Source organism: Streptomyces sp. NPDC043738 (assembly GCF_056436545.1).
The window spans coordinates 14,588-39,969 of sequence record NZ_JBWKCJ010000039.1; the positions used below are offsets into that span (position 1 = coordinate 14,588).

General features: G+C 71.3%; 21 protein-coding genes. 12 read left to right on the forward strand and 9 right to left on the reverse strand.

Annotated elements, in window-relative coordinates; translation table 11 throughout:
- Nucleotides 1-359: 359 nt before the first annotated feature.
- The 5 genes from AC0680_RS33960 (at nucleotide 360) to AC0680_RS33980 (ending at nucleotide 5,314) form a co-directional block, all read left to right on the forward strand.
- Nucleotides 360-2,294 (forward strand): ABC transporter ATP-binding protein, encoded by a 1,935-nt coding sequence (locus AC0680_RS33960; protein WP_478636634.1) that lies wholly within the window; start codon nucleotides 360-362, stop codon nucleotides 2,292-2,294.
- The gene (locus tag AC0680_RS33965; RefSeq protein WP_478636636.1) at nucleotides 2,291-3,235 is read left to right on the forward strand and encodes a serine/threonine-protein kinase; all 945 of its coding nucleotides are present in this window, start codon (nucleotides 2,291-2,293) and stop codon (nucleotides 3,233-3,235) included. Before AC0680_RS33960 ends, AC0680_RS33965 begins: the two co-directional genes overlap by 4 nt.
- A gap of 112 nt (nucleotides 3,236-3,347) precedes the next feature.
- Nucleotides 3,348-3,773, forward strand: a complete 426-nt coding sequence (locus tag AC0680_RS33970; protein ID WP_478636638.1) for a hypothetical protein — start codon at nucleotides 3,348-3,350, stop codon at nucleotides 3,771-3,773.
- A 154-nt stretch (nucleotides 3,774-3,927) separates the two neighbouring features.
- Nucleotides 3,928-4,572: an RNA polymerase sigma factor gene (locus AC0680_RS33975; protein WP_478636640.1), complete on the forward strand. Its 645-nt coding sequence runs from the start codon at nucleotides 3,928-3,930 to the stop codon at nucleotides 4,570-4,572.
- Complete coding sequence (locus AC0680_RS33980; protein ID WP_478636642.1) at nucleotides 4,565-5,314, forward strand: hypothetical protein; 750 nt, start codon at nucleotides 4,565-4,567, stop codon at nucleotides 5,312-5,314. The genes AC0680_RS33975 and AC0680_RS33980 overlap by 8 nt, the downstream gene beginning before the upstream one ends.
- A gap of 84 nt (nucleotides 5,315-5,398) precedes the next feature.
- Here the strand turns inward: AC0680_RS33980 and AC0680_RS33985 are convergent, their stop codons facing one another.
- On the reverse strand, nucleotides 5,399-5,866 hold the full coding sequence (locus AC0680_RS33985; protein ID WP_478636644.1) for a DUF5709 domain-containing protein: 468 nt from the start codon (nucleotides 5,864-5,866) through the stop codon (nucleotides 5,399-5,401).
- Between the two features lie 119 nt (nucleotides 5,867-5,985).
- Nucleotides 5,986-6,396, reverse strand: a complete 411-nt coding sequence (locus AC0680_RS33990) for a DUF2795 domain-containing protein (RefSeq protein ID WP_478636646.1) — start codon at nucleotides 6,394-6,396, stop codon at nucleotides 5,986-5,988.
- Nucleotides 6,397-6,710: 314 nt separating this feature from the next.
- On the opposite strand from AC0680_RS33990, the gene AC0680_RS33995 reads away from it, so the two are divergent.
- Nucleotides 6,711-7,850, forward strand: a complete 1,140-nt coding sequence (locus AC0680_RS33995) for a baeRF2 domain-containing protein (RefSeq protein ID WP_478636648.1) — start codon at nucleotides 6,711-6,713, stop codon at nucleotides 7,848-7,850.
- Nucleotides 7,851-7,953: 103 nt separating this feature from the next.
- On the opposite strand, the gene uriT is transcribed toward AC0680_RS33995, so the two are convergent.
- A complete protein-coding gene (uriT, locus tag AC0680_RS34000) occupies nucleotides 7,954-9,435 on the reverse strand; it encodes a uridine transporter UriT (RefSeq protein WP_478636650.1) in 1,482 nt (493 codons plus the stop codon).
- Nucleotides 9,432-10,379: a uridine-preferring nucleoside hydrolase UriH gene (gene uriH / locus AC0680_RS34005; RefSeq protein WP_478636652.1), complete on the reverse strand. Its 948-nt coding sequence runs from the start codon at nucleotides 10,377-10,379 to the stop codon at nucleotides 9,432-9,434. Before uriH ends, uriT begins: the two co-directional genes overlap by 4 nt.
- A gap of 278 nt (nucleotides 10,380-10,657) precedes the next feature.
- Between uriH and AC0680_RS34010 the strand changes: the two genes are divergently transcribed.
- The 3 genes from AC0680_RS34010 to AC0680_RS34020 all read left to right on the forward strand — a co-directional run bounded on the left by AC0680_RS34010 (nucleotide 10,658) and on the right by AC0680_RS34020 (nucleotide 13,394).
- Nucleotides 10,658-11,698, forward strand: a complete 1,041-nt coding sequence (locus AC0680_RS34010) for a LacI family DNA-binding transcriptional regulator (protein ID WP_478636654.1) — start codon at nucleotides 10,658-10,660, stop codon at nucleotides 11,696-11,698.
- Nucleotides 11,699-11,748: 50 nt separating this feature from the next.
- Nucleotides 11,749-12,267: a lytic polysaccharide monooxygenase auxiliary activity family 9 protein gene (locus tag AC0680_RS34015; RefSeq protein ID WP_478636656.1), complete on the forward strand. Its 519-nt coding sequence runs from the start codon at nucleotides 11,749-11,751 to the stop codon at nucleotides 12,265-12,267.
- A gap of 179 nt (nucleotides 12,268-12,446) precedes the next feature.
- A complete protein-coding gene (locus tag AC0680_RS34020) occupies nucleotides 12,447-13,394 on the forward strand; it encodes a DUF1444 domain-containing protein (protein WP_478636726.1) in 948 nt (315 codons plus the stop codon).
- Nucleotides 13,395-13,582: 188 nt separating this feature from the next.
- Here the strand turns inward: AC0680_RS34020 and AC0680_RS34025 are convergent, their stop codons facing one another.
- A complete protein-coding gene (locus AC0680_RS34025) occupies nucleotides 13,583-14,011 on the reverse strand; it encodes a DUF779 domain-containing protein (RefSeq protein ID WP_384427488.1) in 429 nt (142 codons plus the stop codon).
- 262 nt (nucleotides 14,012-14,273) lie between these two features.
- Between AC0680_RS34025 and AC0680_RS34030 the strand changes: the two genes are divergently transcribed.
- Together AC0680_RS34030 and AC0680_RS34035 are read left to right on the forward strand one after the other, a co-directional pair.
- A complete protein-coding gene (locus AC0680_RS34030) occupies nucleotides 14,274-14,831 on the forward strand; it encodes a PadR family transcriptional regulator (RefSeq protein WP_478636659.1) in 558 nt (185 codons plus the stop codon).
- A gap of 75 nt (nucleotides 14,832-14,906) precedes the next feature.
- Entirely contained in the window at nucleotides 14,907-16,628 is a 1,722-nt protein-coding gene (locus AC0680_RS34035; protein WP_478636661.1) for an acyl-CoA dehydrogenase family protein, read from the forward strand.
- A gap of 104 nt (nucleotides 16,629-16,732) precedes the next feature.
- Here the strand turns inward: AC0680_RS34035 and AC0680_RS34040 are convergent, their stop codons facing one another.
- The 4 genes from AC0680_RS34040 to AC0680_RS34055 are packed head-to-tail and all read right to left on the reverse strand — an operon-like array spanning nucleotide 16,733 to nucleotide 23,834.
- Nucleotides 16,733-18,400, reverse strand: a complete 1,668-nt coding sequence (locus tag AC0680_RS34040; RefSeq protein WP_478636663.1) for a flavin monoamine oxidase family protein — start codon at nucleotides 18,398-18,400, stop codon at nucleotides 16,733-16,735.
- Complete coding sequence (locus AC0680_RS34045) at nucleotides 18,397-20,292, reverse strand: alpha-keto acid decarboxylase family protein (RefSeq protein WP_478636665.1); 1,896 nt, start codon at nucleotides 20,290-20,292, stop codon at nucleotides 18,397-18,399. Before AC0680_RS34045 ends, AC0680_RS34040 begins: the two co-directional genes overlap by 4 nt.
- A complete protein-coding gene (locus tag AC0680_RS34050; RefSeq protein ID WP_478636666.1) occupies nucleotides 20,289-22,412 on the reverse strand; it encodes a flavin monoamine oxidase family protein in 2,124 nt (707 codons plus the stop codon). The genes AC0680_RS34045 and AC0680_RS34050 overlap by 4 nt, the downstream gene beginning before the upstream one ends.
- A 6-nt stretch (nucleotides 22,413-22,418) precedes the next feature.
- The gene (locus AC0680_RS34055) at nucleotides 22,419-23,834 is read right to left on the reverse strand and encodes a Dyp-type peroxidase (RefSeq protein WP_478636668.1); all 1,416 of its coding nucleotides are present in this window, start codon (nucleotides 23,832-23,834) and stop codon (nucleotides 22,419-22,421) included.
- Between the two features lie 579 nt (nucleotides 23,835-24,413).
- On the opposite strand from AC0680_RS34055, the gene AC0680_RS34060 reads away from it, so the two are divergent.
- A complete protein-coding gene (locus AC0680_RS34060; protein WP_478636670.1) occupies nucleotides 24,414-25,325 on the forward strand; it encodes an SCO2400 family protein in 912 nt (303 codons plus the stop codon).
- Nucleotides 25,326-25,382: the final 57 nt, after the last annotated feature.

Sequence of the window (25,382 nt, forward strand, 5' to 3'; positions counted from 1 at the left end):
GTCGGCGTCGGTGCGGCCGGCGCCGACCACCATGAACGGGTCCGGAAGCGGGTGGAATCCCTTTTTCGATTTGTTTCGTATACGTGGTTGATGGTGGTTCTGAGGGCCCACAAGAAAGGGATGAGCATGGGAGTCCTGGAAAACCTGGCTCCCGCGCTGGGCCACAGCCGTCGTGACCGCTCGACGACGGGCAGGCGCAGGGACACCAGCGAACACGACCATGACCGCCGTCGGCGCCGGCGTCGGCGCCACGGCCGGAGCCATGGCCACGGCAGGGGCCATGGAGGGAGGTACTGAGCACTCGATGTGTCTGACGGCGGCCGGGCTCACTGCCCGGCCGCATCAGTGGGTGAGAGGGCATGAGCAGCGCGCGGCCAGACGCTCCCACCCGCGCCGGCGCCCCAGGCGAAGGCGCGGGCCGGGTCGGGACGCGCCCCGCCGAGACGCGCCGCCTGATCTGGAGCGTGCGGCGGCTGCTGTCCGTCGCCGAGGACCCCGACGGTGCGGAAGGCATCGTCGAGGCCGCTCCCCCGGTGGCCCTGCGCGAGGTCTTCCGGCGCTTCTGGCCCTACACGCGGGGCGGCCGGCGCTGGCTGGTGGTGATCCTGGCCTTCGTCGTGCTGGGACCGGTCGTCGACGCGGCCGAGATCTGGCTGTTCAAGATCGTCATCGACGACATGCTGGTCCCGCGCGATCTGCACCTCCTGCTGCCGATCGCGCTCGCCTACCTGGCACTGACATTCCTCGCCGGAGCCCTCGACTTCGCCGACGAGGTGACCTCCACCTGGGTCGGCGAACGGTTCCTGCTGGCCCTGCGGTCCGATCTGTTCCGCCATGTCGAGGGGCTGTCGCTCGGCTTCTTCGAGCGGCGTCGGCTCGGCGATGTGCTCTCCCGGGTGACCGGTGACGTCGACGCGGTCGAGACGTTCCTGCTCTCCGGGATCGTGGACGCGATCGCACAGGTCATGCGGCTGGGCGTCTTCCTCGGCGTGCTGTTCTACCTGCGGTGGGACCTGACGCTGCTCGCCCTCGTCATCGCGCCGATGTTCTGGTGCACCGCCCGCCGCTTCGCCCGGCGGGTGAAGGCCGCGTCGCGGGAGCGGCGGCGCCGCAGCGGCTCGATCAGCGCGCTCACCGAAGAGGCCCTGGGCAACATCGCCCTCGTGCAGGCGTACAACCGGCAGCGGTGGGAGCACCGGAGGTTCGAGCGCGAGAACCTCGGCCGGTTCCGGGCCGCCATGGCCTCCGCGCGCATCGGTGCGGTGTACGCCACGGTCGTCGACCTCATCGAGCTGGCCGGCGCGCTGCTCGTGATCGGCCTGGGCACCTGGCAACTGACCCAGGGCCACCTCACCCTGGGCGGCCTGATGGTCTTCCTCACCCTGCTGAGCAGGCTCTACAGCCCCATCCGCGGCATCTCCGGCCTCAGCAACACCTTCTACTCGGCGTCCGCCGCCGCGGAGCGGATCATCGAACTGCTCGACCAGCGCCCGCAGGTCCTCCAGGCCCCGGCTCCCCGCACGCTCGGCCGTGCCCGCGGTGACATCGAGTTCGACGACGTCTCCTTCACCTATCCCGGAACCGCTCGGCCGGCCCTGTCGGGGGTCTCGTTCCGCGTGGCGCCCGGCGAGACGCTGGCACTGGTCGGGGCCAGCGGCGCCGGGAAGTCCACCGCCGCCAAGCTGCTGCTGCGCTTCTACGACCCGGACCACGGCAGCATCCGCCTCGACGGCCACGACCTTCGCGAGCTGCGCCTGGACGACCTGCGGGACAACGTCGCCATGCTGCTCCAGGAGACCCTGGTCCTGCACGGCACGGTGCGCGACAACATCGCCTACGGCCGCCCCGGCGCGAGCGACGAGGACATCGTCGCGGCCGCCCGCGCCGCGGACGCACACCGCTTCATCGGCCAACTGCCGCACGGCTACGAGACCGTGGTGGGCCAGCGCGGCCGGCTGCTCTCCGGCGGACAACGACAGCGCCTGGCCATCGCCCGCGCGGTGATCCGCGATGCGCCCGTACTCCTCCTCGACGAGCCGACCACCGGCCTGGACGCGGAATCCGGCCGGCACGTCCTGCAGCCGCTGCGCCGGTTGATGCGCGGACGCACCACGATCCTCATCTCCCACAACCTGCTCACCGTCCGCGACGCCACCCAGATCCTGCTGCTCGAACACGGCCGCGTCACCGACCGCGGCACCCACCAGCAGTTGCTCCGCCGCAGTGCGACCTACGCACGGCTCCACCGGCTGCACGGTCCCGGCGACACGGCCAGGGCCGAGGTCGTGCCATGAGCCGGGCACCGGCCCCCGAGCCGCCGCCGCTGGCCGCCGGAACGACGGTGGCCCCCCGCTACGAGGTCCTCGCCCACCTGTGCCGCACCGGCTGGCTGGACCTGTACGACGCCTGGAGCCAGGAGCGGGAGTGCCGATGCGTCGTGAAGGTGCTGCGCCCGGACCGGCGGGGCGAGCGGCGGCTGCGCGAGCGGCTGTTGCAAGAGGGCCGCTGGCTCCAGACGTTCACCCACCCGCACCTGGTCCGGGGCTACGAGACGGGCGAGACCCCGCAACCCTTCGTGGTGCTGGAGACGCTCACCGGGGAGACCCTGGCGCACCTCATCGACCGCCGCCGGCTGGCCGCCGCCGACCTCGCCCTGCTCGGCCTGCACCTGTGCTCGGCGCTGCACTACCTGCACGGCCACGGCCTGCTGCACCTCGACCTGAAGCCGTCCAACGTCGTGGTCGGCTGCCGGCGCGCGAAGCTGCTCGACCTGAGCGTCGCCCGCCCGCCCGGCCCCGCCCCGCCGGGCATCGGCACCCTCTGCTACCTCGCTCCCGAGCAGGCGCGCGGCGGGCTGCTCACCCCCGCGGCCGACGTCTGGGGACTGGGCAGCACCCTGTACGAGGCCGCCACCGGCGAGGTGCCCTTCGGCGACGGCGGGACAGGGGACAGCGGCACATGGGACGGCGGCACGGGGGACGGCAGCGGAACGGCGGGGCCGGACACCGCCGGCGGCGCATCGCAGGAGGAGCCGGACACCGGGCGGTACCGGTACCCGCAGCTCGACCGGCCCGCCCCGTCCGTCGGCACGCGCCGGCGCCTTCCGCCCGCCCTCGGCACGGCGATCGACCGCTGCCTCGCCCCCGACCCGGCCGCCCGGCCGACCCTCACCCGGCTCGCGGCGGAACTCGACGGGTTGCTGCCGCACGGCCGGCGTGCGGCGGCGGCCGGCTGAAACACCGCGCTCGCGAACGGACGTCCCCACCACGGGGACGATCATGAACCATTCGCCGGGCCCACTACGTACCCCAGACAGATCCGACCCGGCGAACTCCAGGAGGTGCCCGATGTCCGCTCGTCTGGCCGAGGCTTCGCTGAGGGGGGTCGCCGGTGTCTGCGCGCTCCTCAGCGCCGTGGTCCATCTCCTGCTCGTTCCCGAACACCTTGCGGAGGTGCCGTACGTGGGAGTGCTGTTCCTGGTCGGCAGTGTGGCGCTCCTCGTCGCCGCCGCGGGACTGGCGCGGCCGCACCCTGTGCCGGCGTGGCTGCTGGGCACGGCGGTCAGCGGCGGAATGGCGCTCGGCTTCGCGCTGTCCCGCACCGTCGGGCTGCCGTCCTACCAGGAAGAGGGCTGGGACCCACCGTACGGAGCCCTGTCCATGGTCGCCGAAGTGGCGTTCGTCGTCGCCTTCGCCCTGTGGTGCGGCGTGGCGCGGACACGCACCGCGTCCACCGCGGTCACCCGGCCCGCCGCGTCCGTGCACGTTCGGTAGCCCCGCCGTGAGCACCCCGGCGCCCCCGGTCCCGATGCCCGTGTGCCGGTGCCCGCCGACCCCCGTCGAGGCGCCGGCACCGAGGGAGAATGGGTCCGTGGTCTTCCGTAACCGCCAGGCAATCCCCTGGCCGGGGCGGACCGTAGACAAGGGTATGCAGAGGTTGCAGCTCCCGGTCGGACGCATCCCGGACGAGGCGCTGCTGGCTGGTCTGGCCACGGGCGACCCGGAGCTCGCCGTCACGTTCGTACGGCGCTTCCAGCACACGGTCTTCGGCGTGGCCATCGCGGTCACCCGCGATGCGCAGCTCGCCGAGGACATCGCCCAGCAGACGTTCGAACGTGCCTGGCGGCACGCGCAGATCTACGACTCCCGCCGCGGATCGGTGACGGCCTGGCTGACGACCATCGCCCACAACCTCGCCATCGACGCCGTCCGGTCGCGTCGGCCGGAGCCGGTGGCCCCCGAGGACCTCGACGCGCTCCTGGACGCGGTGACCGACACCCCCGAGGACCGGGCGCTCGCCGACGAGGCGTCGTCCGCCCTGCGGGCCGCGGTGGCGCGGCTGCCGGGTGAACAGGGCCGCGCACTGGTCATGGCCGGCATCTACGGGATGACGGCCCAGCAGGTCGCCGACTGGGAGCACATCCCCCTGGGCACCGCCAAGACGCGGATCAGGGCCGCGATGGCGAAGCTGCGGGTCACTCTCACCGCGCCGGATCCCACGCAACCCCGCCCCGCGTCGGCGCATCCCACGCGCCCGCGACCCGGGGCCCCCGAGCGAGGCGGCCATGACTAGGGATCTGACCTGCGAACAGCTGCACGAGACCGGTGCCGAGCTGGCACTGGGCGTGCTCTCGGGCCGGGAGCGGGCCGAGGCGGCCGCCCATCTGGACCGTTGCGCGGACTGCCGGGAGTACATCGAGCAGCTCGCCCTCGTCGGTGACGGACTGCTCGGCCTGCTGCCCCGCAGCGAACCGCCGGCCGGCTTCGAGACCAGGGTGGCGCGGCTGCTGACCCAGGCCCAGGCCGAGCGCGACGGACGCGAGTCGGCCCGTGGCTTCGGTCGCCGGCGCGCGGGGTTCCGCCGCGGCGTTCGGCTGCGGGTCGCGTCCGCCGCGGCGGTGCTGGCGCTCGCCTTCGGGTTCGGCGGCTGGGCCCTCGGCACGGCCATCGAGAACATGGCGGCCGGCCCCGCGCGGCCCGTCCAGGCCGGGGCGAACGTGCTGTGGGCGCAGCTGACCGGAGCCGGTGCGGGGCACCGCCTGCCGGCCGGTGACCTCTACGCCCATCCCGGGGCGCAGGGCTGGGTGTTCATGTCCGTCGACCTCGCCGACGCCGGAGTCCCGTACGACGGGAAGGTCACCTGCGTGCTGGAACGCACCGACGGCAGCACCGTCCGGCTCGGCACCTTCGACCTGCACGACGGCGACGGCTACTGGGGCGCCCCGGCGCCGGTGGACCCCGCCACGCTCTCCGGCGTACGGCTGACCTCGGCCGACGGCCGAGTCCTGGCCACCGCGCACTTCACCGCGCGGTGATCGCGGCCCCCAGAGATCGGCGGCGTCGGCGGGTCTCGTGCGGATGACCGAAGCGGCAGCCGGGGAACGCGGGGAACGCGCCGACTACCCGGGAAGATCCTCATCGCGGGCGATGTGCACCGCGGCCTCCTCCGCCGACGCCGCACCGCCGTCGATGCCGACGTCCCGGGCGGAGACGTCGTTGCTGCCGCCGCGCCAGAACCCCTCGTCCGCGCCCACGAGCCGCCCGGCCCGCTCGTCGCCGCACTCGACGTCCACCGGCTCGCCCACCCCGCCCGGCAGATCGCCGATCCCGTCGCCGTCGGGCGCGCACACCTCCGGCATCTCAAGGGCCAGCCGGTGTTCGAGGGTGTCGCCGTCGTGCAGCTCCCGTGCGGTGGTCCCGGCGTGATTGACCACATACGGCCGTTCGGGGGGCGAGTAGCCGGTGTCCAGCATCTCGTCGAGCCCCGGCTCGTCGAGGGCGTCCTCCATGTCCAGGTCGTTGGGGTTGTCCTGGGGATCGATTCGGGGCGGCTGGTAGACCTCGTCGCCCATCGTGTCGTCGGACATGACCGCCCTCCCTCTTTCCCTCCGCTCGCCCCGCCGCGGAGTGCGGCAGGTGCCGGTACCACCAATTGTCCGCCTCCCGGCGCCGCCCGGCAGCGCCAGGACGGGCCGGGCCGGTGGTGTCAGGCCCGCCGGTGCTCCGTGTGGAGCCCGACGGCCTCGGCGATGCTCTGCACATTGCCGAAGCGCTCGTGCGCGGGCAGCCGCTCGGCCATGCTGACCAGCCGGTCCGGTGCGTTGTTGCGCCGCAGCGTCTCGATGATCGTGTTCTTGTCGGCCGGGTAGAGGCTCCGGCCGAGGTGCTGGGCCAGTTCCGAGCGCAGCCCGACGTCCTGCTCGGTCATACCGGTCGGTGTGCCGCCCCTGAAGTCGCTCTCGGGGGACCACGCCGCCAGGGGCTGGTCCTCGCCCGCCGGCTGGAGCTCGTGCTCCTCGTCCGTGCGCAGCGAGCGCACCGTGGTGAACTGCCCGCGCAGCTGCTTCTTCATCACGTCGTCCCGTGCGGGTCCGGTCTTGTCCGTTCCGTGTTCCATGACCATCGCTGCCTCCGGCTCTACCTGTCGTACCGACCCGACGCGTCTCTCCCAGTTTCCCCGGTCCTTTCTCCCTAACAACTGGAAGGCACCGTCGACGTGTTTTGCCGCGTGTGCACGGAATGGGCGCGGTCGCATACGGAAGGTGACCGCGATCCGTGCAGACGCATATGCCCGCGATGCATAGGCCATTTCCGGAAGGGGAATCCGTAGGGGAGCCAACCGCGTCTCGCCGACGGCAATGCGTTACCGGTGGCAGCCAACCGCAAACCGGGAGAATCCGAGGAATCCGAGGAATCCAAGGAGGCAGCGCCATGCGACTCTCGCTCCTTCGACCGGTCATCGATCGGCCAGGCCCCTGGGCAACCGTTTACGCCGATATCTCGCACGGCACCGAGGACGTCGAAAAGCAACAGGAGTTGCTGGCGAGCGCCACCACGGCCCAGCTCTTCGCGCTCGGCGCGGACGAGGCCACCTGCGGCGCCGTACACGAGGCCCTGATCGCGCCGCGCGAGGGCGCACCGGGAGCGCACACCGGCCGGGTGCTCTTCGCCCACGACGGTGTGGTCGTGCTCGACACACCGCTTCCCGGCCCGCCGGCCACTCCCTTCGCCGCCTGGGGGCCGGTGCCCCGGGTCACCCCCCTGCTGGCGGCGGTCGGCGACGACCCCGTCTGCCTCGTGGTCCGCCTCGACCACGACGGAGCGGACCTCGTCGTGCTGGGGGAGCGGGGCACCGACGACACCGGACGGGCCGGCGACGCCGAACGGCCCCCGCCCCGCACCGCCCCGGCCGACTGGTCCGAACGGCATCTGCGGACCACGGCGGAGCACACCGTGGAGCAGAACGCCGGGGAGATCGCCGACGCGGTGCGCGAGGCGTTCGACAGCAGCGGCGCCGAGGCCGTCGTCCTGATCGGCGAGGCGCGCGAGCGGCATCTGGTGCACGACAAGCTGCCCGGGCGGCTGCGTGCCGTCACCTACGAGAGCGAGCACGGCGGGCGCGCGCCCGGGGCCGAGAGCGACCTGGTCGAGCGGGACATCGCCCAGGTCCGGGCCGTCCGGGAACGCGAGCACGTCGCGCAGGTGACGGACCGCTTCCGTACGGGCGCCGGGTCCGGCGGGCCGAGCGCCCCGCGGGCCGCGGCCGGCATCCCCGCCCTGGTCGAGGCGGCGCGGGCGCACCGGATCGAAACGCTGCTGGTCAGCCCGCACGGTTCGGACATCGCACGGCAGGTCTGGGTGGGCGAGGGAGTGGATCAACTGGCCGTACGGGGAACGGAGTTGCAGGCCATGGGGGAGGAGCGCCCGGCGACCGCACGCGCGGACGACGCCCTGGTGCGGTCCGCGGTCGCCGGCGGAGCCGAGATCGTGGTCGTGCGCGACCTGGAGCAGGCGCCGGAGGGCGGTCTCGGCGCGATCCTGCGCGGGTCGCAGGAGGACCCGCCCGGGTGACCGCCCCGTCGCGTCCGGCCATCGAGTGCGTACCGCACAAAGAACCGCCCGCCGACCGGATGTCGCCGGTGGGCGGGCGGCTCCTCGTGCCGTACGGCGTGCCTCAGTCCTGTGCTTCGGCCGCCACCGGCTTCGGGATCAGGAAGGAGGTGGCGATGGCCGCGGCCAGGATGAGCACTCCGGCGATCATGCCGGCGGTGTAGCCACCGGGCGACGACGGGTCCGCCGGGGCGGCGGCGGTCTTGACCGCGTAGAGGGCCGCGAAGCTCAGCCCCGCACCGAGGTTGAACGCGCCCGCGTTCAGACCGGGCAGGAAGCCCGGGTTGTCGCTGGGGGAGAGCACGATGCCCAGGCCGTTGAGGACGATGTTCGCCACGCCCGCGTAGGCGATGCCCACCAGGATGGAGGTCACCAGCAGCAGGACCTGCGAGTGGCTGTGCATCGTGAGCAGCATCAGCACCACCGTCGCCACCGAGCCGACCAGGCCGAACCGCAGGACGCGGCGGTAGCCGTAGGTGGCCGCGAGACGACCGGCCAGCGGGCCCATGGCCAGTCCGGCCAGCGCGTACGGCGACAGCGTCCACCACGCGGACTGCTCGGCGCTCATCCCGAGACCCGCCTGGGCGTCCTGTGCGAAGGCGGGTATCAGCCCGTTCATCACGGCGAAGACGCCGGTCATGGTGAGCACGGTGGTCAGCAGGGTGGCCCAGGTGGCGCGCTGCTTGAGATGCCGGGTGGCGACCAGCGGGTGGGCGCTGCGGTTCTCGGTGCGCCAGAACAGGGCGAAGGCGGCCGCGGCCACGACGACCAGTACGGCGATCAGCGTCCAGTCGGCCGCGGCGAGCTTGCCCGCCTCGTTGAGCGCGGTCAGCAGCGAGCCGACCGAGACGACGAGCAGGGCGACCCCGGGCCAGTCCATCCGGCGGGCGTCCGGCCCCTGGGCGCCGGGGTTCCCGGTCGTGTCCAGGACGGGTGCCTTGGACTCCGGGGTGAGGGTGGCGACCAGGACGGCGGCGAGGGCGGCCACGACCGCCATCGCCCAGAAGACGGAACCGAAGCCGTGGTGGTCGGCGAGGTAGCCGCCGGCGAGCGAGTCGACACCGGCGATGCCGCCGTTGACGGCGGTGATCACGCCGAGCAGGGTGCCGTACCGCTTCGGCTCCGGCACCTCCACCCGCAGCATGATCAGGCACAGCGGGACGACCGGACCGCACACGCCCTGGATGACGCGGCCCGCGAACAGCATCGGCACGCTGGTCGCCAGCGCGGCGATCACACAGCCGACGACCATCAGGCCGAGCATGCCGGCCAGCACCCGGCGGCGGCCGATGACATCGCCCAGCCTCGGCAGGAACAGGGAGAACAGGGCCGCCGAGGTGAAGAACGCGGTCTGGGTGAGGCCGATCTCGGCGGAGCTGGCGCCGAGGGTGTCCTCGATGTTCTTCAGCGCGGGGCTGAGCATGCTGGCGTTGAGCTGGAAGGCGAAGCACGCCGCGAGCAGGGCGGTGAGCAGGACGCCGGTGCGGACGCCGGATCCGGTGCCGCCCGCCGGTGCGAGGGTGCGCTGGTTGGTGGAGACGCTCATGCCGTGACGTCGCCGATCCGCTCGAGCGCGTCCACGACGAGGTTCCAGAACCGCTCGTGGTCGAGGGTGACCGCGACCTGGGTGGTGCAGTCCGCCGGCGCGGGCGCACGGAAGTCCGCCACGGTCATGCCGAGGGTCAGCGTCCCCTGCAGCTCGATGTCCACCGGAGCCTTGCGCACCGTCATGACGTCCGGGTCGATGACGTAGGCCACCGCGCACGGGTCGTGCACCGGCGGGTGGTCGAAGCCCTGGTTCTCCCGGTAGGCCTCACGGAAGAACTCCAGCAGCTCCAGCACGAAGGTGGCCGGCTTGGTGCCGACCGCGGCGATCTTCCGCTCGACCTCGGGAGTGGCCAGCGCCTGGTGTGTGAGGTCCAGGCCGACCATCGTGACCAGCCACTTCTCGTTGAAGACGATATGGGCGGCCTCAGGGTCGATCTTGATGTTGAACTCGGCGACCGCGCTCCAGTTGCCCTCGTGGTAGCCGCCGCCCATCAGCACGACCTCGCGCACCCGCTCCGCGATCCGCGGTTCCTTGCGCACGGCCAGGGCGATGTTGGTCAGGCCCGCGGTCGGCACGAGGGTGATCTCACCGGGCTCGTGCGACATCACCGTGTCGATGATCAGGTCCACCGCGTGCCGGCGGTCCAGCTCGATGGCGGGCTCGGGCAGCTCCGGGCCGTCGAGACCGGTCTCGCCGTGGATGTCCGGTGCGGTCTCGATGTCCCGTACGAGCGGGCGCGGGCAACCGGCCGCGAAGGGGACGCCGGTGATCCCGGCGATCCGCGCCACGGACAGGGCGTTCCGGGTCACCTTCTCCAGCGTCTGGTTCCCGACCACGGTCGTCACGGCGACCAGCTCCACGTCGGGGTTTCCATGCGCCAGGAGCATGGCGATCGCGTCGTCGTGCCCCGGGTCGCAGTCGAGGATGATCTTTCTGGCCAACGGAAGAGCCCCTTTGCTCTGCGGAACGGTGGTGCGGGGGGTGCGGGGTGAAGTCTCTGGGAGCGCCGCAGGGGGCTGCTGCCGCTGGAAAACGTTCTCCGAGAATTTGGCTCATTCCGCTGCCTGGTGTCAACGGAATGTGAGCCATCCGACCGGTTTCGCGCGCATTCATCCGCCCTGGTGGCACGGTGTGTGACCGGTGATAACGTTTGCCGCCACCCATCCGGTACGGTGGCCGCCCTCATGCCGGTACGGCTCCACCCGAAGGGCACTCCACCGTGGCCGAAGTCACCTTGAAGGACGTCGCGCTGGCGTCGGGCTGCTCCATCGCCACGGTGTCCCGCGTGCTGGCCGGCACCCGCCCGGTCGGTGCCGAGACGGCCCGCACCGTACGCGAGGCGGCCGAGCGGCTGGGCTACCGCCCCAACCACGTGGCCAGGGCCCTGCGCAGCCGCTCCACCGGAACCGTCGGTCTCGTCCTGCCGCAGATCACCAACCCCTTCTTCCCCACCCTCGTCCGGGAGCTGGAGCATGCCCTGCACGCCGAGGGGCGGGCCGTGCTCCTCGCCGACTGCGACGACGACCCGGTGACCGAGGCGGCCCGGATCGCCGCCCTGCTGAGCCGGCGGGTCGATGCCCTGCTGCTGATACCCGTCGACGAGCTGCGCAGCCGGGAGGCGGTGGCCGGTGCGGCCGCCCAGGTCCCGCTGGTGCTGCTGGACCGTGGCTGCGGTCCCGGCGTCGCCGACTCCGTCGCGGTCGACAACGCGGCCGGCATGGCCCTCGTACTGGAGCATCTGGTCGCCACCGGACGCCGCCGCCCGTGCTTCATCGGTGCGGCCGGAACCGCGTCGGCGGCCGTCGAGCGCCGTGCGGCGTACGAGGCGGGCGCCGCGGCCCTGGACCCGGAGGCGCCCGGGCGCAGCGCGCTCGGCGACTTCTCGGTGGAGTGGGGCCGGGCCGCCGTCGACCGCCTCTGGCCGTCCCGGCCGGACGCCGTGATCTGCGCCAACGACCTCATCGCGGCCGGTGCGCTGCAGCGGCTGCGGCAGCTGGGCGCGGACGTGCCGGGCGAGGTCGCGGTCACCGGCTTCGACGACATCCCGCTCGCCGGCCTCGCCGACCCCGCGCTGACCACCGTCCGCCAGCCGGTCGGCGAACTGGCCGCCGAGGCCGCGCGGTTGCTGGCCCGTCGGCCGGCCGGGGGAGACCCGGGCCCGCGGCGTACGGTCCGGCTCGCTCCCGAGCTCGTCGTCCGTGCCTCCAGCGCGCCGGGCCCGCAACCTCTTGACCGTACGCGGTCAGCGAGTAAAGTCTAGACCAATCACCTCACCCTCGCGCTCTCCACCCCCCTCGCGAAAGGGTTGACATGGACAAGAAAAGAAGGCTGGCCCTCGCCATCGGTGCGGGAATCGCCCCGTTGCTCGTCGTCACCATGCCGGTGAGCCCGGCAAGCGCACACGGATATGTCTCCTCACCTCCCAGCAGGCAGGCGCAGTGCGCCGCCGGCACCATCGAATGCGGGCCGATCAAATGGGAGCCGCAGAGCGTCGAAGGCCCCAAGGGGCTGACCAGTTGCAGCGGCGGCAACAGCCAGTTCGCCGATCTCGACGATGACTCCAAGGGCTGGAAGGTCACCCCGATCGGCAGCTCCCAGACCTTCAGCTGGAAATTGACGGCACGTCACTCCACCAGTACCTGGCAGTACTTCGTCGGCGGAAACAAGGTCGCGGAGTTCAACGACGGCGGTGCCCGGCCGCCCGAGACCGTCACCCACACCGTCAACTTCGGCGGCATCACCGGCAAGCAGAAGATCCTCGCGGTCTGGAACATCGCGGACACCGCGAACGCGTTCTACGCCTGCATCGACGTCACCATCGGCGGCTGAGGGAGCCCCTCCCCCCTCGGGCGCACCCCTTGAGGTCCCCACCCCCTCGTCGTCCGAACCAACCCCTGAGCCGGTCCGTGCGGTGAGCGGCGGTCAGCGGGGCGACGAGGGCGGCGGGCGCACCCGTTACGATCGGCCCATCCATGGCCGATGTGGGTGGCCGCTGCCGGGAGGAAGAGATGGGCCTGTTCCGCCGAGGACCGAAGCGGGATTCCCGCGACCTGGCACGCGACGGGGAGTTCAGCTTCTTCTCCGAGCGTGAAGGCGGCGTCTTCAGATCACAGGTCCGGCAGGCGTTCGCGGAACAGGGCCTCGAAGTGACCGCGTACGCGGGCCTGGTCACCGACTCCGCGGGCCGCCAGTTCGGCCTCGGCAACCTCGCCGCGGTGTGCCATCGCGACCGGCGCGGCGAGCGGAGCTGGCCCGCGCTGATCCGGGATCACGTCGGAAAGGTGCTGCGGACGATGGACGGCCCGCAGCCGCTGGAGATCCTCAGCGAGGACGAGATCCGGGCCTGCCTCTACCCCCGGGTCGTCGCCCAGGAGACGCTGCCGGCCTCGGACTCCTTCCGCTACGGGCGGGAGCCGGCGCCGGGGCTGCGCGAGGTGCTCGCCCTCGACCTGCCCGAGGCGGTGCAGATGCTGAGCGAGGACTCGCTGACCGACCTCGGGGACGTGGCCGAGCTGCGTATCCGGGCGATGAACAATCTGCGGGCGCTGCCCGTCGAGGGGCATGAGACGGTGCGGCGCGGCGACGGCTCGGCGTTCGAGGTGCTGCTCGGCGACTCCTTCTTCACCGCGAGCCGGGTCCTGGTGCTCGACGAGCTGGTGCAGCGGATCATGGGCACCGGGCTCACCGCGGACGGTGCGCTGGTCGCCATGCCCTTCCGGCACCAGCTGGCGTTCCACCGCATCCACGACGCCCAGGTCATCCCGGCGTTGCAGGCCATGGCGCAGTTCGCGGCGGCCGGTCACGAGGACGCGGCGGGCGCGATCAGCCCCAAGGTGTTCTGGTGGCGCCGGGGCGTGATGACGCCGCTGAGCGAGCCGGACGGCGACGGGCTGCGGATCGTGGTGAGCGGGGACTTCCAGGAGCTGCTGGACCGGTTGGTGCAGGACGAGGCCTGACCGTCGCACGGGGCCCGGCAGCCGGACGCCCCCGCCCCCCCCGCGGCCGTCGCGCACACTCCGTACAAGATTTTCTCGCCGAATCCCCACCATGGGGGAACCGATGCCGCCCGCTGCCCGTTTGTCTAAGTGAGGCCCCACGCTCTCCCCCGTGCGTGGGGCCTCACCACTGCCCCGCGGCCGCCGCGTCAGTCCCCGAGCCGGGCCCGCTCCTCGTCGCTGAAGAGCCGCGAGCGGATCAGGAAGCGGACGCCCTCTGGTGCCTCCAGGGAGAAGCCGCTGCCCCGCCCCGGTACGACGTCCACGGTCAGATGCGTGTGCCGCCAGCGCTCGAACTGGTCCGCCGACATCCAGAACCCCACCGGCTCCGGCACCCCCGCCACGCTCAGCCGGGCCAGCAGCACATCCGACGATCCCGTACGGAACTCCCCGGCGGGGTAGCACATGGGCGCGCTGCCGTCGCAGCACCCACCGGACTGGTGGAACATCAGCGGCCCGTGCTGATCGCGCAGCAGCCGCAGCAGTTCGCTCGCCGCCGCGCTGAGCGCGATACGCGAGGCGCCCTCGGCCACCCCGGCCCTGGGGGCGGCCGCCTCCCACCCGTCGCCGCCGCCCATCAGAACCGGCCCGGCGTCGCGCCGAAGCAGCTGACCTGCGGGTTCCTCGTCTCACAGCGGTACATGTGCCTCTCCTGTCCTGACCGGCCGGATCATGACCACCGGGCTGCCGATGCGCCCCGGCCAGTTAACCCCCGGCAAGGTTGCGAGGTGGTTGCACGCCACCCGCACCGGCGTGCCGGGGCCGTACGGGCGGGTGAGCCGTGTCTCACCCGGGCGGCGCCCCTTGTCTATGCAACGAGTTGCATAGAAGGATCGGGGTATGGCGCTCGATCACGCGATCCTCGTCTCCCTGCTGGAGAAGCCGGGCTCGGGCTATGAGCTGTCCCGGCGGTTCGAGCGGTCCATCGGATACTTCTGGACCGCCACCCATCAGCAGATCTACCGCGTCCTGAAGCGGATGGAGAGCGACGGCTGGATCGATGTCCGCGAGGTGCCCCAGCAGGGCCGGCCGGACAAGAAGGAGTACTCCGTCGCGGCCCTGGGCCGGGCCGCCCTCTCCCAGTGGCTGCACGAGCCGATCGAGCCCGAGAGCGTCCGGCACGAACTCGCGGTGAAGATCCGCGGCGCGGCCTTCGACGACCCGGCCGCGCTGATCCGCGAGGTCGAGCGGCACCACCAGGCGCACACCGACCGCCTCGCGCACTATCTCGCGGGGGAGCGGCGCGACTTCACCGGCCCCGAGACCCCCCGACCGCTCGACACCGGACAGGAGCTCCAGCACGTCGTGCTGCGCGGCGGCATCGCCTACGAGCGGATGACGCTCGCCTGGCTCGACGACGTCCTGGCCACCCTCCGCCGGCTCGGCCCCGAGCGCTGAACCGGCGCCCCGCCCCACCCGACTTCCCAGCCACCGTTCCCAGCCTCAACTCACGAGCCGGAAAGGCGAACACCCATGGCCGACCAGCTGCTGTTCAACCCGCGCACCTACGACCCGGCGCACTTCGACCCCGAGACCCGCAGGCTGCTGCGCGCCACCGTCGACTGGTTCGAGGAGCGCGGCAAGCGCAAGCTGATCGAGGACTACCGCTCGCGCGCCTGGCTGGCGGACTTCCTCGCGTTCTCCGCCAAGGAAGGGCTGTTCGCGACGTTCCTCACGCCCGCCTCCGCCGCCGACGGGCAGCAGGACAAGCGCTGGGACACCGCCCGGATCGCCGCCCTCAACGAGATCTTCGGCTTCTACGGGCTCGACTACTGGTACGCCTGGCAGGTCACCATCCTCGGCCTCGGCCCGGTCTGGCAGAGCGACAACGCCGCCGCCCGCAGCCGGGCGGCCGAACTCCTCGACCAGGGCGAGGTGTTCGCCTTCGGTCTGTCGGAGAAGACCCACGGCGCCGACATCTACTCCACCGACATGCTGCTGGAGCCCGACGGCGACGGCGGCTTCCTGGCCAGCGGCTCCAAGTACTACATAGGCAACGGCAACGCCGCCGGACTCGTCTCCGTCTTCGGCCGCCGCACCGACGTCGAGGGCCCGGACGGCTATGTCTTCTTCGCCGCCGACAGCCGCCACGAGGCGTACCACCTGGTGAAGAACGTCGTGGACTCCTCGAAGTACGTCAGCGAGTTCCGCCTGGAGGGCTACCCGGTCCGGCCGGACGACATCCTGCACACCGGCCGCGCGGCCTTCGACGCCGCCCTCAACACCGTCAACGTCGGCAAGTTCAACCTCTGCACCGCCTCGATCGGCATCTGCGAGCACGCGATGTACGAGGCCGTCACCCACGCGCAGAACCGCATCCTCTACGGCCGCCCGGTCACCGCCTTCCCGCACGTGCGCCGGGAGCTGACCGACGCCTATGTCCGCCTCGTCGGGATGAAGCTGTTCAGCGACCGGGCCGTGGACTACTTCCGCTCCGCCGGCCCCGACGACCGCCGCTACCTGCTCTTCAACCCGATGACGAAGATGAAGGTGACCACCGAGGGCGAGAAGGTCATCGACCTGATGTGGGACGTGATCGCCGCCAAGGGCTTCGAGAAGGACACCTACTTCGCCCAGGCCGCCACCGAGATCCGGGGGCTGCCGAAGCTGGAGGGCACGGTCCACGTCAACCTGGCGCTGATCTTGAAGTTCATGGGCAACCACCTGCTGGCCCCGACCGAGTACGCACCCGTTGAGACCCGCCTGGACGCGGCCGACGACGCGTTCCTCTTCCGGCAGGGACCCGCCCGCGGGCTGGGCGCCATCCGCTTCCACGACTGGCGCGCCGCCTACGACGCCTACGCCGAGGTGCCCAACGTCGCCCGCTTCCGGGAACAGGCCGACGCCCTGTGCGAGTTCGTCACCACCGCCGCACCCGACGAGGAGCAGAGCCGCGACCTCGATCTGCTGCTCGCCGTCGGCCAGCTGTTCGCGCTGGTCGTGCACGGCCAGCTGATCCTGGAGCAGGCCCGCCTGACCGGGCTTGAGCGCGACGTGCTCGACGAGCTGTTCGCCGTCCTCGTACGGGACTTCTCCGCGCACGCCGTCGAGCTGCACGGCAAGGACTCCGCCACCGCCGAACAGCAGCGCTGGGCACTGGGCGCGGTCCGCCGCCCGGTCGTCGACGACGCCCGCTCGCAGCGCGTCTGGGAGCGCGTCGAGGCGCTGGCCGGGGCGTACGAGATGGCGCCGTAGCCGCCACCGAGGCCCCCCGGGGGCAACGGCACGCGACGGGGGCCGGTCCGCCGAAGAGATCGGTGGACCGGCCCCCGGGCCGACCGGAACAGACCGCGAACCGGTCAGAACAGACCCTGTGTCAGCGCGACCGAGTCCGGAACGGCGACCTCCTCCGGGGCACTGAGGGAGATGATCCCCAGCATCTGCTGGAGGACGTAGTGCGCCGACATCATGGCGCCCTCCTGCCAGCCCGGCAGCGGTGAGATCTGGTCGCCGGTGACGAAGAACGTGCCCTCGCCCTCAGGCTGGAGGAGCTGCTTGTACGCCTTCTTGTGGCTTGCCTCCTTGGGCTTCCAGGCTGCCCATCCGCCCAGCTGATAGGGCACTTTGTGCCATGCGATGGAGACGCCCTTCTCATCGGGGACGAGTTCCTTGTCCGCGAACTCCGGGTGCAGCTCCATGGCGCCCTGGCGGGCCAGCTCCAGACGTTTGTCCGGGGAGCGCTTTGCGAGGGTGTCGGCCGCCGCACCGAAGTTGTAGGCGCCGGTGAGGGTTCCCTTGTCCGAGAAGTAGTCGTTGGACGGGTACCACAGCTGGGTGATGTTGTGGCTGGTCCAGCTGATGCCGCCGTAGATCCCCTCGGTGTCGCAGCTGCTGCCGAGGTCGCCCTCCCAGAAGCGGTGATTCGCCTGCCAGCCGACCTTGCAGGTCTTCTCGAACTCCACCAGCTTGATCGCCTTCAGGAAGGGGTCCGAGAAGCGGGTCAGCTTGAGCTTGCGGAGCACCGGGATGGGGATGTTGCTGATGCAGTAGCGGGCGGTGTCGTGGAACTCTCCGTCGCCCTTGCGGTAGGTGAGGGCGACCCCGCCGGGACCGTGCGGATCGATCTCGATCTCGCGGACCTCGGCGCCGAGCACGAAGGTCGCCCCGGCCCGCTTGGCCTCCCGCGCCAGCGCCTTGACGATGTGGTCCATGCCGCCGACCGGCTGGAACATCGTGGCCTGCCACAGGTAGTCGACCGGCTGGTAGAAACGGGCCTTCCAGAAGCCCGAGTCCACCAGCTCCTCGAAGGACAGCGGCGGCGCCGGTACGGGCCAGTCCTCGATCCCGGGTCCGTCCAGATACCCCGAGCGGGTGGAGCCGCGGTACTTGCCGTTCGGATCGAGCACGCCGAACACCCTCAGCAGGTCCCGCAGTTCACCGGTGAAGGGGTCCGTGTGCAGCAGCGACTCGGCGAGCTTCGCCGCGAGGTGGCCGCGGATGTCGTTCGCCACCCGCCGGTTGGGCCAGGACACCTCGGCACCCGGCGGGCGGACGCGGTTCGCCGTGGTCTCCATGACGTACGGCTCCAGCTCGACACCGAAGTCCCGGCAGTACTTGAGCACCCGCCGGTGGTGGTACGGGATCCGGCCGGGCCCGAGGTTGAGGTACAGGCCCTCGTCGAACGTGCAGGTGTGGGTGTGGGTGACGTTCCCCTTCTCGTCCAGCTCATGGAGCTCGTCGCCCCGGCGCGCGGTGCGGTTTCGCCCACCGACGCGTTCCTGCGCCTCCAGGACGGTGACCCGGTAGCCGAGCATGCTCAGTTCATAGGCGGCGGTCAGGCCCGCGACGCCGGCACCCAGAATCAGCACCTTCTCGCCGTTTCCCGGGGTGCCGGCGGGCCGTACGGTGCCGGTCCAGCCGGTGGCCTCCGGCCCCGACAGCCCGCTCATCGCGTGCCGCAGCGCCTTCGCGGAGCTGTCGACGCTGACCTTCGCCGTCCCGGAACGCTGTTTGTTCGCGCTGGTCATCGCACGTTCCCTTCCGACGGCGCGCCACCTTGCGGCGGACAGTTCTCATCGATCTTGTACTTGAGCGCCTCGGGATAGTCCCGGCGCGCGAACTGCACCCGCACGACGACCGGGCCCTGGTTGATCGCGTCGGTGGGCTCGGCGATCTGCTTGAGCAGGGATTCGAGCTGGTCGTGCGTGCGGACGGCGAAGCCGTGCATGGGGTGCTTGGTCGAGCCGAAGACGTCCGCGAGCTTCTCGTACCGCCACGGGTGCAGTTCGTTGTAGAAGTCGGCGCCGTCGGACGCCGGGGTCGGTGTCTCCTCCTTGTAGTAGCAGGGGTGGACGAGCATCTGCTCGATCCCGTAGAAGCCCTCGTTGTCCAGGACGAACACCACCGGCCGCAGACCGTGCCGCACGTGGGTGGACATCTCCTGGCAGGTCTCCTGGAACGAGCCGTCGCCGACGAAGACCATCGGCCGCTTGCCCGCGTGCTGCCGGCCGAGCGCCACCCCGGTGGCCGCGCCGACCGAGTAGCCGATGGACAGCCAGCTGTTCTGCGCCACGTACGAGGCGCGCTCCGCCATCCGCAGATTCATCGAGCCGATCAGCGCGAACGCGGCGTCCGACACCACCGTGAACGGATTGCTGAGCTCCTCCGGAGGCTCGCTGGTCTGCGACTCCAGGAAGGCGTTGATATGCCGGAAGAAGCTGTCGTACGTCACGCTCTCCGGGTACACCCCGCCGATCTGGGAGTCCAGGAAGGCGGCGGTGCTCGCGGGGACGTCGAGACCGTCCTTGCGCGCGAGGGCGAAGTGGTCCGCCTCGAACGCGCCGGTGCCGAAGTCGAGGACCAGGCGCCGGCGCAGCGCGGGGAGGAACTCGGCGAGCTGCACATCGGGGAAGTACGAGGCGCCGACGTGCACCCCCTCATGGGCGGCGACCGCCCAGTCGTCCCCGATCGACCGCTTGCCGCCGAGGTTCTTCGAGGTCGCCCAGGTGCCCAGCCCGATCCGGCAGCCGGCGTTGTGGAACACCTCGGCCACGTCCGGATTGCTGGCCTTGCCGTTGTAGACGCCGGAGAAACCGGGGGTGTACTCGGAGACCACGGACTTGGCGCCGACGGTGGTGCAGAACGGGATGCGGGTCTCGTGCACCAGCTTCTCGAACTCGTCGGACAACCGGAAGCGGTCGATCTCCTCGCCGGCCCACAGGATCGGGGGCTTCTCGTGGTCCCGGATCAGGTCCACGCAGGCCGTGACGGCCCGGTCGAGCATCTGCGCGTTCTGTACGGTGACCGGCCGCTGCTGCCGCGTCAGACGGCCGCGCGGCGCGGCACACCGCGCCTCCCAGACGTCCTCCATGACCTCCAGGTAGACCGGTCTGCGGTGCGAGAGGCAGGCGGTGATCGCGCCGTCGATCTGGGTGGGGGCCAGGCCCGGGTGGGAGATGGCCTGGGCGTCCACCGTCACCTGGCGGTAGACGTCCAGGTTGCTGTCCGGGCGCTGGGACATGTGCGAGGTGAGCAGGCCGATCGCCCGCTGGTTGAGCCACTGCTCGTAGGTGGGCGCGGCGTTGATCGCGATCAGCGGCACATACTCGGCGAAGCCGCCGCCGATCGCGTTGAGCAGGTTGAACGCGCCCACGCTGTAGGTGACCGCCACCGCGCCGATGCCCTGCTCGCCGAGCGCGATCTCGGCATCGGCGACCTTCACCCGCGCATAGGCGTCCGCGGCCTGTCCCGCGCCGCCCTCGGTGGGGGTGCCCACCCAGCGCACCTTGGTCTTGGCGTGCAGGGTCGACAGGAACGGGCCCAGGTGGTTGCCCGGGACACCGAACAGATGGGTGATACCGAGCTGTTCCAGCCTGATGGCCAGGTACTCGGCCACCGTGCAGGTCCGGGAGGTGGTCATGGCGTCAGCACCTCCTCGCGCGACCGGTCCGCAGCCGCGGGGGACCGGCGCTCGCGGGGCGCCGCGGCCAGTCCGGCGACGACCTCCTCGGCCGCGTTGGCCTCGTTGACGGCGATGGCGGCGCGCACCGCCGACTCCACCGCACCCTCGATCCAGGCGTGCTTGAGCGACACATGCTCACCGGCGAAGTGCACCGGCCCCTCGGCCCGTACCGCGTCGAGGTGGAAGCTGGTCATCTGGTGCGGGGTGTAGACGGCGGCCTCACCACAGGCGTACGGGTCGCGCAGCCAGCTCTGGGTCTGGCCGGCGCCGGTGTAGAAGACCTCGATACGGCGACCGTGCACGGACTGGAGGTTCTGCAGGGCGTAGCCGTAGCGCTCGTGGTCGTCGAAGGAGTCCCAGCGGGCGGCGTCGTCCGACCAGGAGTAGCCGGCCAGCACCACGCCTCCGGGGCTCCCCGGGACGGGGTGGGAGGGGTAGTACATGAAGCGGTTGGGGTTGTCGGTGGTGGAACCGCCGCCGTAGGCGTTGGTGGCCGGCCGCACGCCGCCGCGCAGCGAGGAGTTCTGGTGGTATTCCACCTGCTGGGGGCTGATCCGCTTCTCGTCGACGCTCGGATGCGCGCCGAGCAGCCCGGTGGGCAGATCGCGCAGGCTCTTCGGCACCGCCACCGCGGCCTCGGCGTCGTCCTCGCCCCACCGCTGGTAGTACTCGTACAGACCGGGCGCGATGACGTCCAGCTCCCGCTTCCAGTCCGCCTCGGTGAACTCCCACCAGCGGCGCGAGAACTCCAGCAGCACCTTGGTGGCCTGGTCGTAGTGCGTCTCGATGATGGCGCGGCGCTTCTTGTACGAGAAGGGCGGCGAGACGGTGGTGAACCGCAGGCTGGAGAAGGGGATGGTGACGATCGCCAGGTCGCCGGTCCAGGTCTGCACCTCCCCGTACGGGTCGCCCTCGGGCACGGTCTGGATGGCGACGGCGGGGCCGCCCGGCCCGGTGAGCCCGCCCTGGTGACCGTCGCGGCCCGCGTCGTAGTACTCCAGCCGGACCATCCGCTGGCCCATCACGATCTCGTCGCGCAGATCCCTGGCGAGCGCCTCCGGAAGCTTCCGGCTGCCGCCCTCGATCTCCCAGTACGTGGCGGTGGGGTCGATGTCGCTGCGGCCCAGGAAGCTGTGGAAGAACGCCAGGTGCAGCCGCGACGTCATGTTCTCGATCGTCCCGATCGCCTCGACGGCCTCGTCGCTGAACCCGGCGTACTCGCGCAGGAAGCGTCCCATCGAATAGCCGTCGAAGTCGCGGATGACCGAGGCCCAGCCGTCCAGCCACTCCTTGAAGGGCTTGTTGACCCGCGTGCCGTCGCTCTGCCGTACGGAGTAGTAGTCGCGCACCGGCTCCAGAGCCTGGTTGACCATGTCGGCGACGGTCAGCCGCGATTCGCAGCCGGTGAGGTGGAAGCCCTCGTTGATCTGGGACGGGTCCTTGGCGTACTGGGCGCGACGGGCCTGGGCACGGTTGGTGCGGATCCAGGTGTGGTTGCGCTTGTCCGGCTCCCGGAACTCGGGACTGGGCGCGCCGTTCGTCCAGAGCTTGCCGTCCTTGAACGACTTGTAGACCACCGGCGGAACGGGTGCGGTCTGATTGCCCGTCGACGGATCGATGTCGACGTTGAAGAACAGCCGCCGCTTCAGCCCGAGCCGGTCGACCAGCGCCAGGGTCAGCGGGTGGAAGCTGGGCAGCCGCATCGCTCCGGCCTCCGCGTACTGCGCGGGGTCGGTGAAGGGCGCCGGCCGGCCCTTCTTGGCGTGGAAGGTCTTGATCCGGCCGCCGACCCGGTTGGCGTTCGCCTCCAGGATCGTCACATCGTGCCCGGCGCGGGTCAGCAGATCGCCGGCGACCAGGCCGGCGATGCCGGCGCCGACGATCAGGATCCGTTTGGGTGCGACGGGGCGTTCCAGCCCCTTGTCGATGAGGACGTCGAGGTAGCGCAGCTTGAGGTCCTCGTTGGCCGGATCGGGTCCGACCAGCAGGAGTTCGCGGGCCAGCTGCTGGTAGGTCTTGTCATTGGCGCGATCGACGCCGGTGCGCTCGTCGCGGAGGTCATGACGGTTCTTGGACATGGCGGCTCAGGCTTCCTCGTGCAGGGACTGGTTCGCGGCGAGCCGCCGCAAGGTGGAGAGGGAGGGCGTGAAGGCGTACACGGCGCCGGTGGTCTGTACGAAGCGGTCCATCGACACGGTGCCTTCCTGGCCGTCGGCCAGCACGATGTGGGCGTCCGGGCTGCCGGAGGCGCCCTGCTTGAGGGTGCCGGTCACCTTGTCGATGCCGTTGGGCGCGCCCTCCGTGCCGGGGACGAAACCGGGATTGTTCGACCAGGCACGCTGTACGAACTCGAATTGCCGCTCCAGAGAGGTGCCGTAGCACACGAACATCAGACCGCGGTCCGTCGTGTCATGGCCTCCCGTGTACGCGGGACCGTAGGGAATACCGCGGCGCATGATGCGGTGTCGCTGGGTGGTCTCGAAGTGCCGGGGATGGGTTCTGCGGATATGCGCGGCGCAGGGGGTGTGTTTCCCCGCCCCGTCGTTCTCATAGGTGAAATCGTTGCCGCCCGGACCGACCCCGGTCACCGGGTTCTGGCCCTGTGCGAGGGGCGTACCGTCCTTCTTGCGGCCGACCAGGCACGCGCCCAGCAGATCCGGCGAAATGGCGTGCGGCTGGAATGTGCCCGCCTCGCGCACCACGGCCTCGTTCCAGCCGGCGACGTCCTGCCGCAGCCGGCGCACCACCTGAAGGGAACCGTTGTCCATCCACGACGGCGCCTCGGGCGGGCTTCCGCTCTCGCTCTTGTGCCCGAAGACGAACTCCCCGGGTTCGACCAAGGTGGCTCCCGGACGGTTCTCCCGGAAACCGGGATGGTCCCGGTCCTCGCGGTGGAATTCCTTGACGCCCGGCTGGGAGATGCCGTCCTTGTACCCGAAGTGCTCGTGCCCGCGCAGATCGCCGGTCAGGGTGCGGCCGTCGTCCTGATGAACCAGCGTCACACCGTGCGCCGAGTCCGCGGCGGCGATGTTGGCGAGCTTGTCGTCCAGCGCGGACTCGGTGTCCGCGGCCACGATCAGTACGGCATGCACATCTGATCCGTCCGCACCGAAATGCCAGTTCTCGGGGGCGCTCGTACCGTGGTCGCCGAGGTCCGCCGCCCGTGCGGCCGCGCCCTTCACGAAGGAACCGAAGGGCGCCAGGTCCTGCTTCACCCTGTCCGGTTCCCGGACGACCCGGAGCAGTCCCTGGAACGTTAACGACACCCCGACCCAGGTGGCGGTGAGGGACGGATCCTGGCCCCAGGCCCGGCGGGAGAGGGAGAACTCCTCGTTGAAATCCTCGACCGCGGCGGTCACCGCGACCGTGTTCAGCATGACGGACAGCCAGCCGCGGCCGGCCGCGCCGTCGTCGTCCGGGAAGCGCACATAACGGAAAGCCGTGTAGTCCTTGTTGAAAGCGGCCAGGATATTTCCCTGGATTTCCCTGGACCGACGCAACGGTGGTTCCGGAAGCTGCTCGATATCAGGCGCGGCCGTAGGGCGCGCTGAAATAGTGGTCACTGCTCTCCTCTGGGAATTCGGGTGCCCAGGGCGCGCGGGAGGGGATTCGCGCGCACACGCATCCGGCTCCCGGCACCCTTGACGGCGAAATGGATGCGGAAGAGGCACAAGGGCACACCAAAGCCAGCCGGTGCACGGCTTGTGGCGCCAGCCCAGCACCGAATCGACCACCCCGCAGAAGCACCGGCGCCAACCGGAGCACAGCACCACCCGTCCCGGTGACCGGCCGCGACCGGACGTGCGACGGGCGCGGTGGGGCGACGGGGAGGCCCCGGACCGCACTCGGCACCGCCCCGAACCACACTCGGCGGCGACAGGTCCAGCGGCCCATCCGGGCATTCGTCGAGACATGTCCGGAGTGCGGGCGCCGCCGGCAGTGAATCTCCACGGAAGCATCACAACCTCTACGTGCGGTCTTCCGTGGGTGCCGTTAGCGTTGCTGGCCGCTCGATCCCGCGTGCGAACGTGAAAACAGATCGCCGGCGTCCCTGGCGACGCAGCACAGAAAGCTCGCAGATGGACTACTGCTCGTCGTGCCGTCGAAACCTCAACGGGGCTCTCGTGTGCCCGGGATGTGGTGATTACGCCCCGGACATAGCCCCGCCCGCCCACCGCGACGGCTCGGTGGCCGCCGGCGCGACGACGTGGGAAGCCTGGGAGGCGTGGCAGGCAGAGGTGGCCGCGGTTCCCGGGTCCGGGGCCGGTGGGCTCGACTCCGGTGCCGCGCCGGTCGGCGGTGGCGGGTCCGAGGAAGCCGCGCGGGCGGATGCCCCGGGTGCCGGCCCGGAGAGCGGCCCGCTGCCCGCCGGCACCGGTCAGGGACGGGCGGCCCGGCGCCGGCAGCTCGCACGCTGGAAGAAGCACAAGCGCCGCGCCGTGGCGGCGACGGCGTTCGCCCTCGCCGGCGGCGCCCTGACCGTGGCTCTGCTGCCGGACAAGGCGTCCAACGGCCAGACGCACGCCTCCGCGGCGCCGGACCCGGAGAGCGCGGCCAAGTCCCACCCCGTGGCCACCGACGGGTCGGAGCAGCCGGACGACCGGGCCTCGCGGCACCCCGGCGCGCGTGCGCCCATCACCTCCAGCCGGCACCAGGACACCGCCGCCGCGCCCGCGCCCGCCGCGACGCACCGGCAGCCGGACGGCGGATTCACCGCCCAGCCCTCCGCGCCGACGAGTGCGGCGCCGCACAGCGCGCCCGCGCCGGCCGCGAGCACACGCTCCGACAACTCGGGCGACACGGCCACCGGTGGCAACACTGGTGCCGCGGCGCCGGCGGCCAAGCCCGCATCCGGCGAGCACTCCGACGCCGGCTCCTCGTCCTCGAACGAGGAGCCGGCGACCACCCCGACGGCCGAGCCGACGTCGCCGTCGGCCGATCCGTCGTCGCCGTCACATGTGTGCCTGCTCGGCGTCGTGTGCGTCGGCTGACGCCCACTGTGCCGCGCCCGCTCGCGGCTGCCCGCTCGCGCTGAGCGCTGCCGAAGC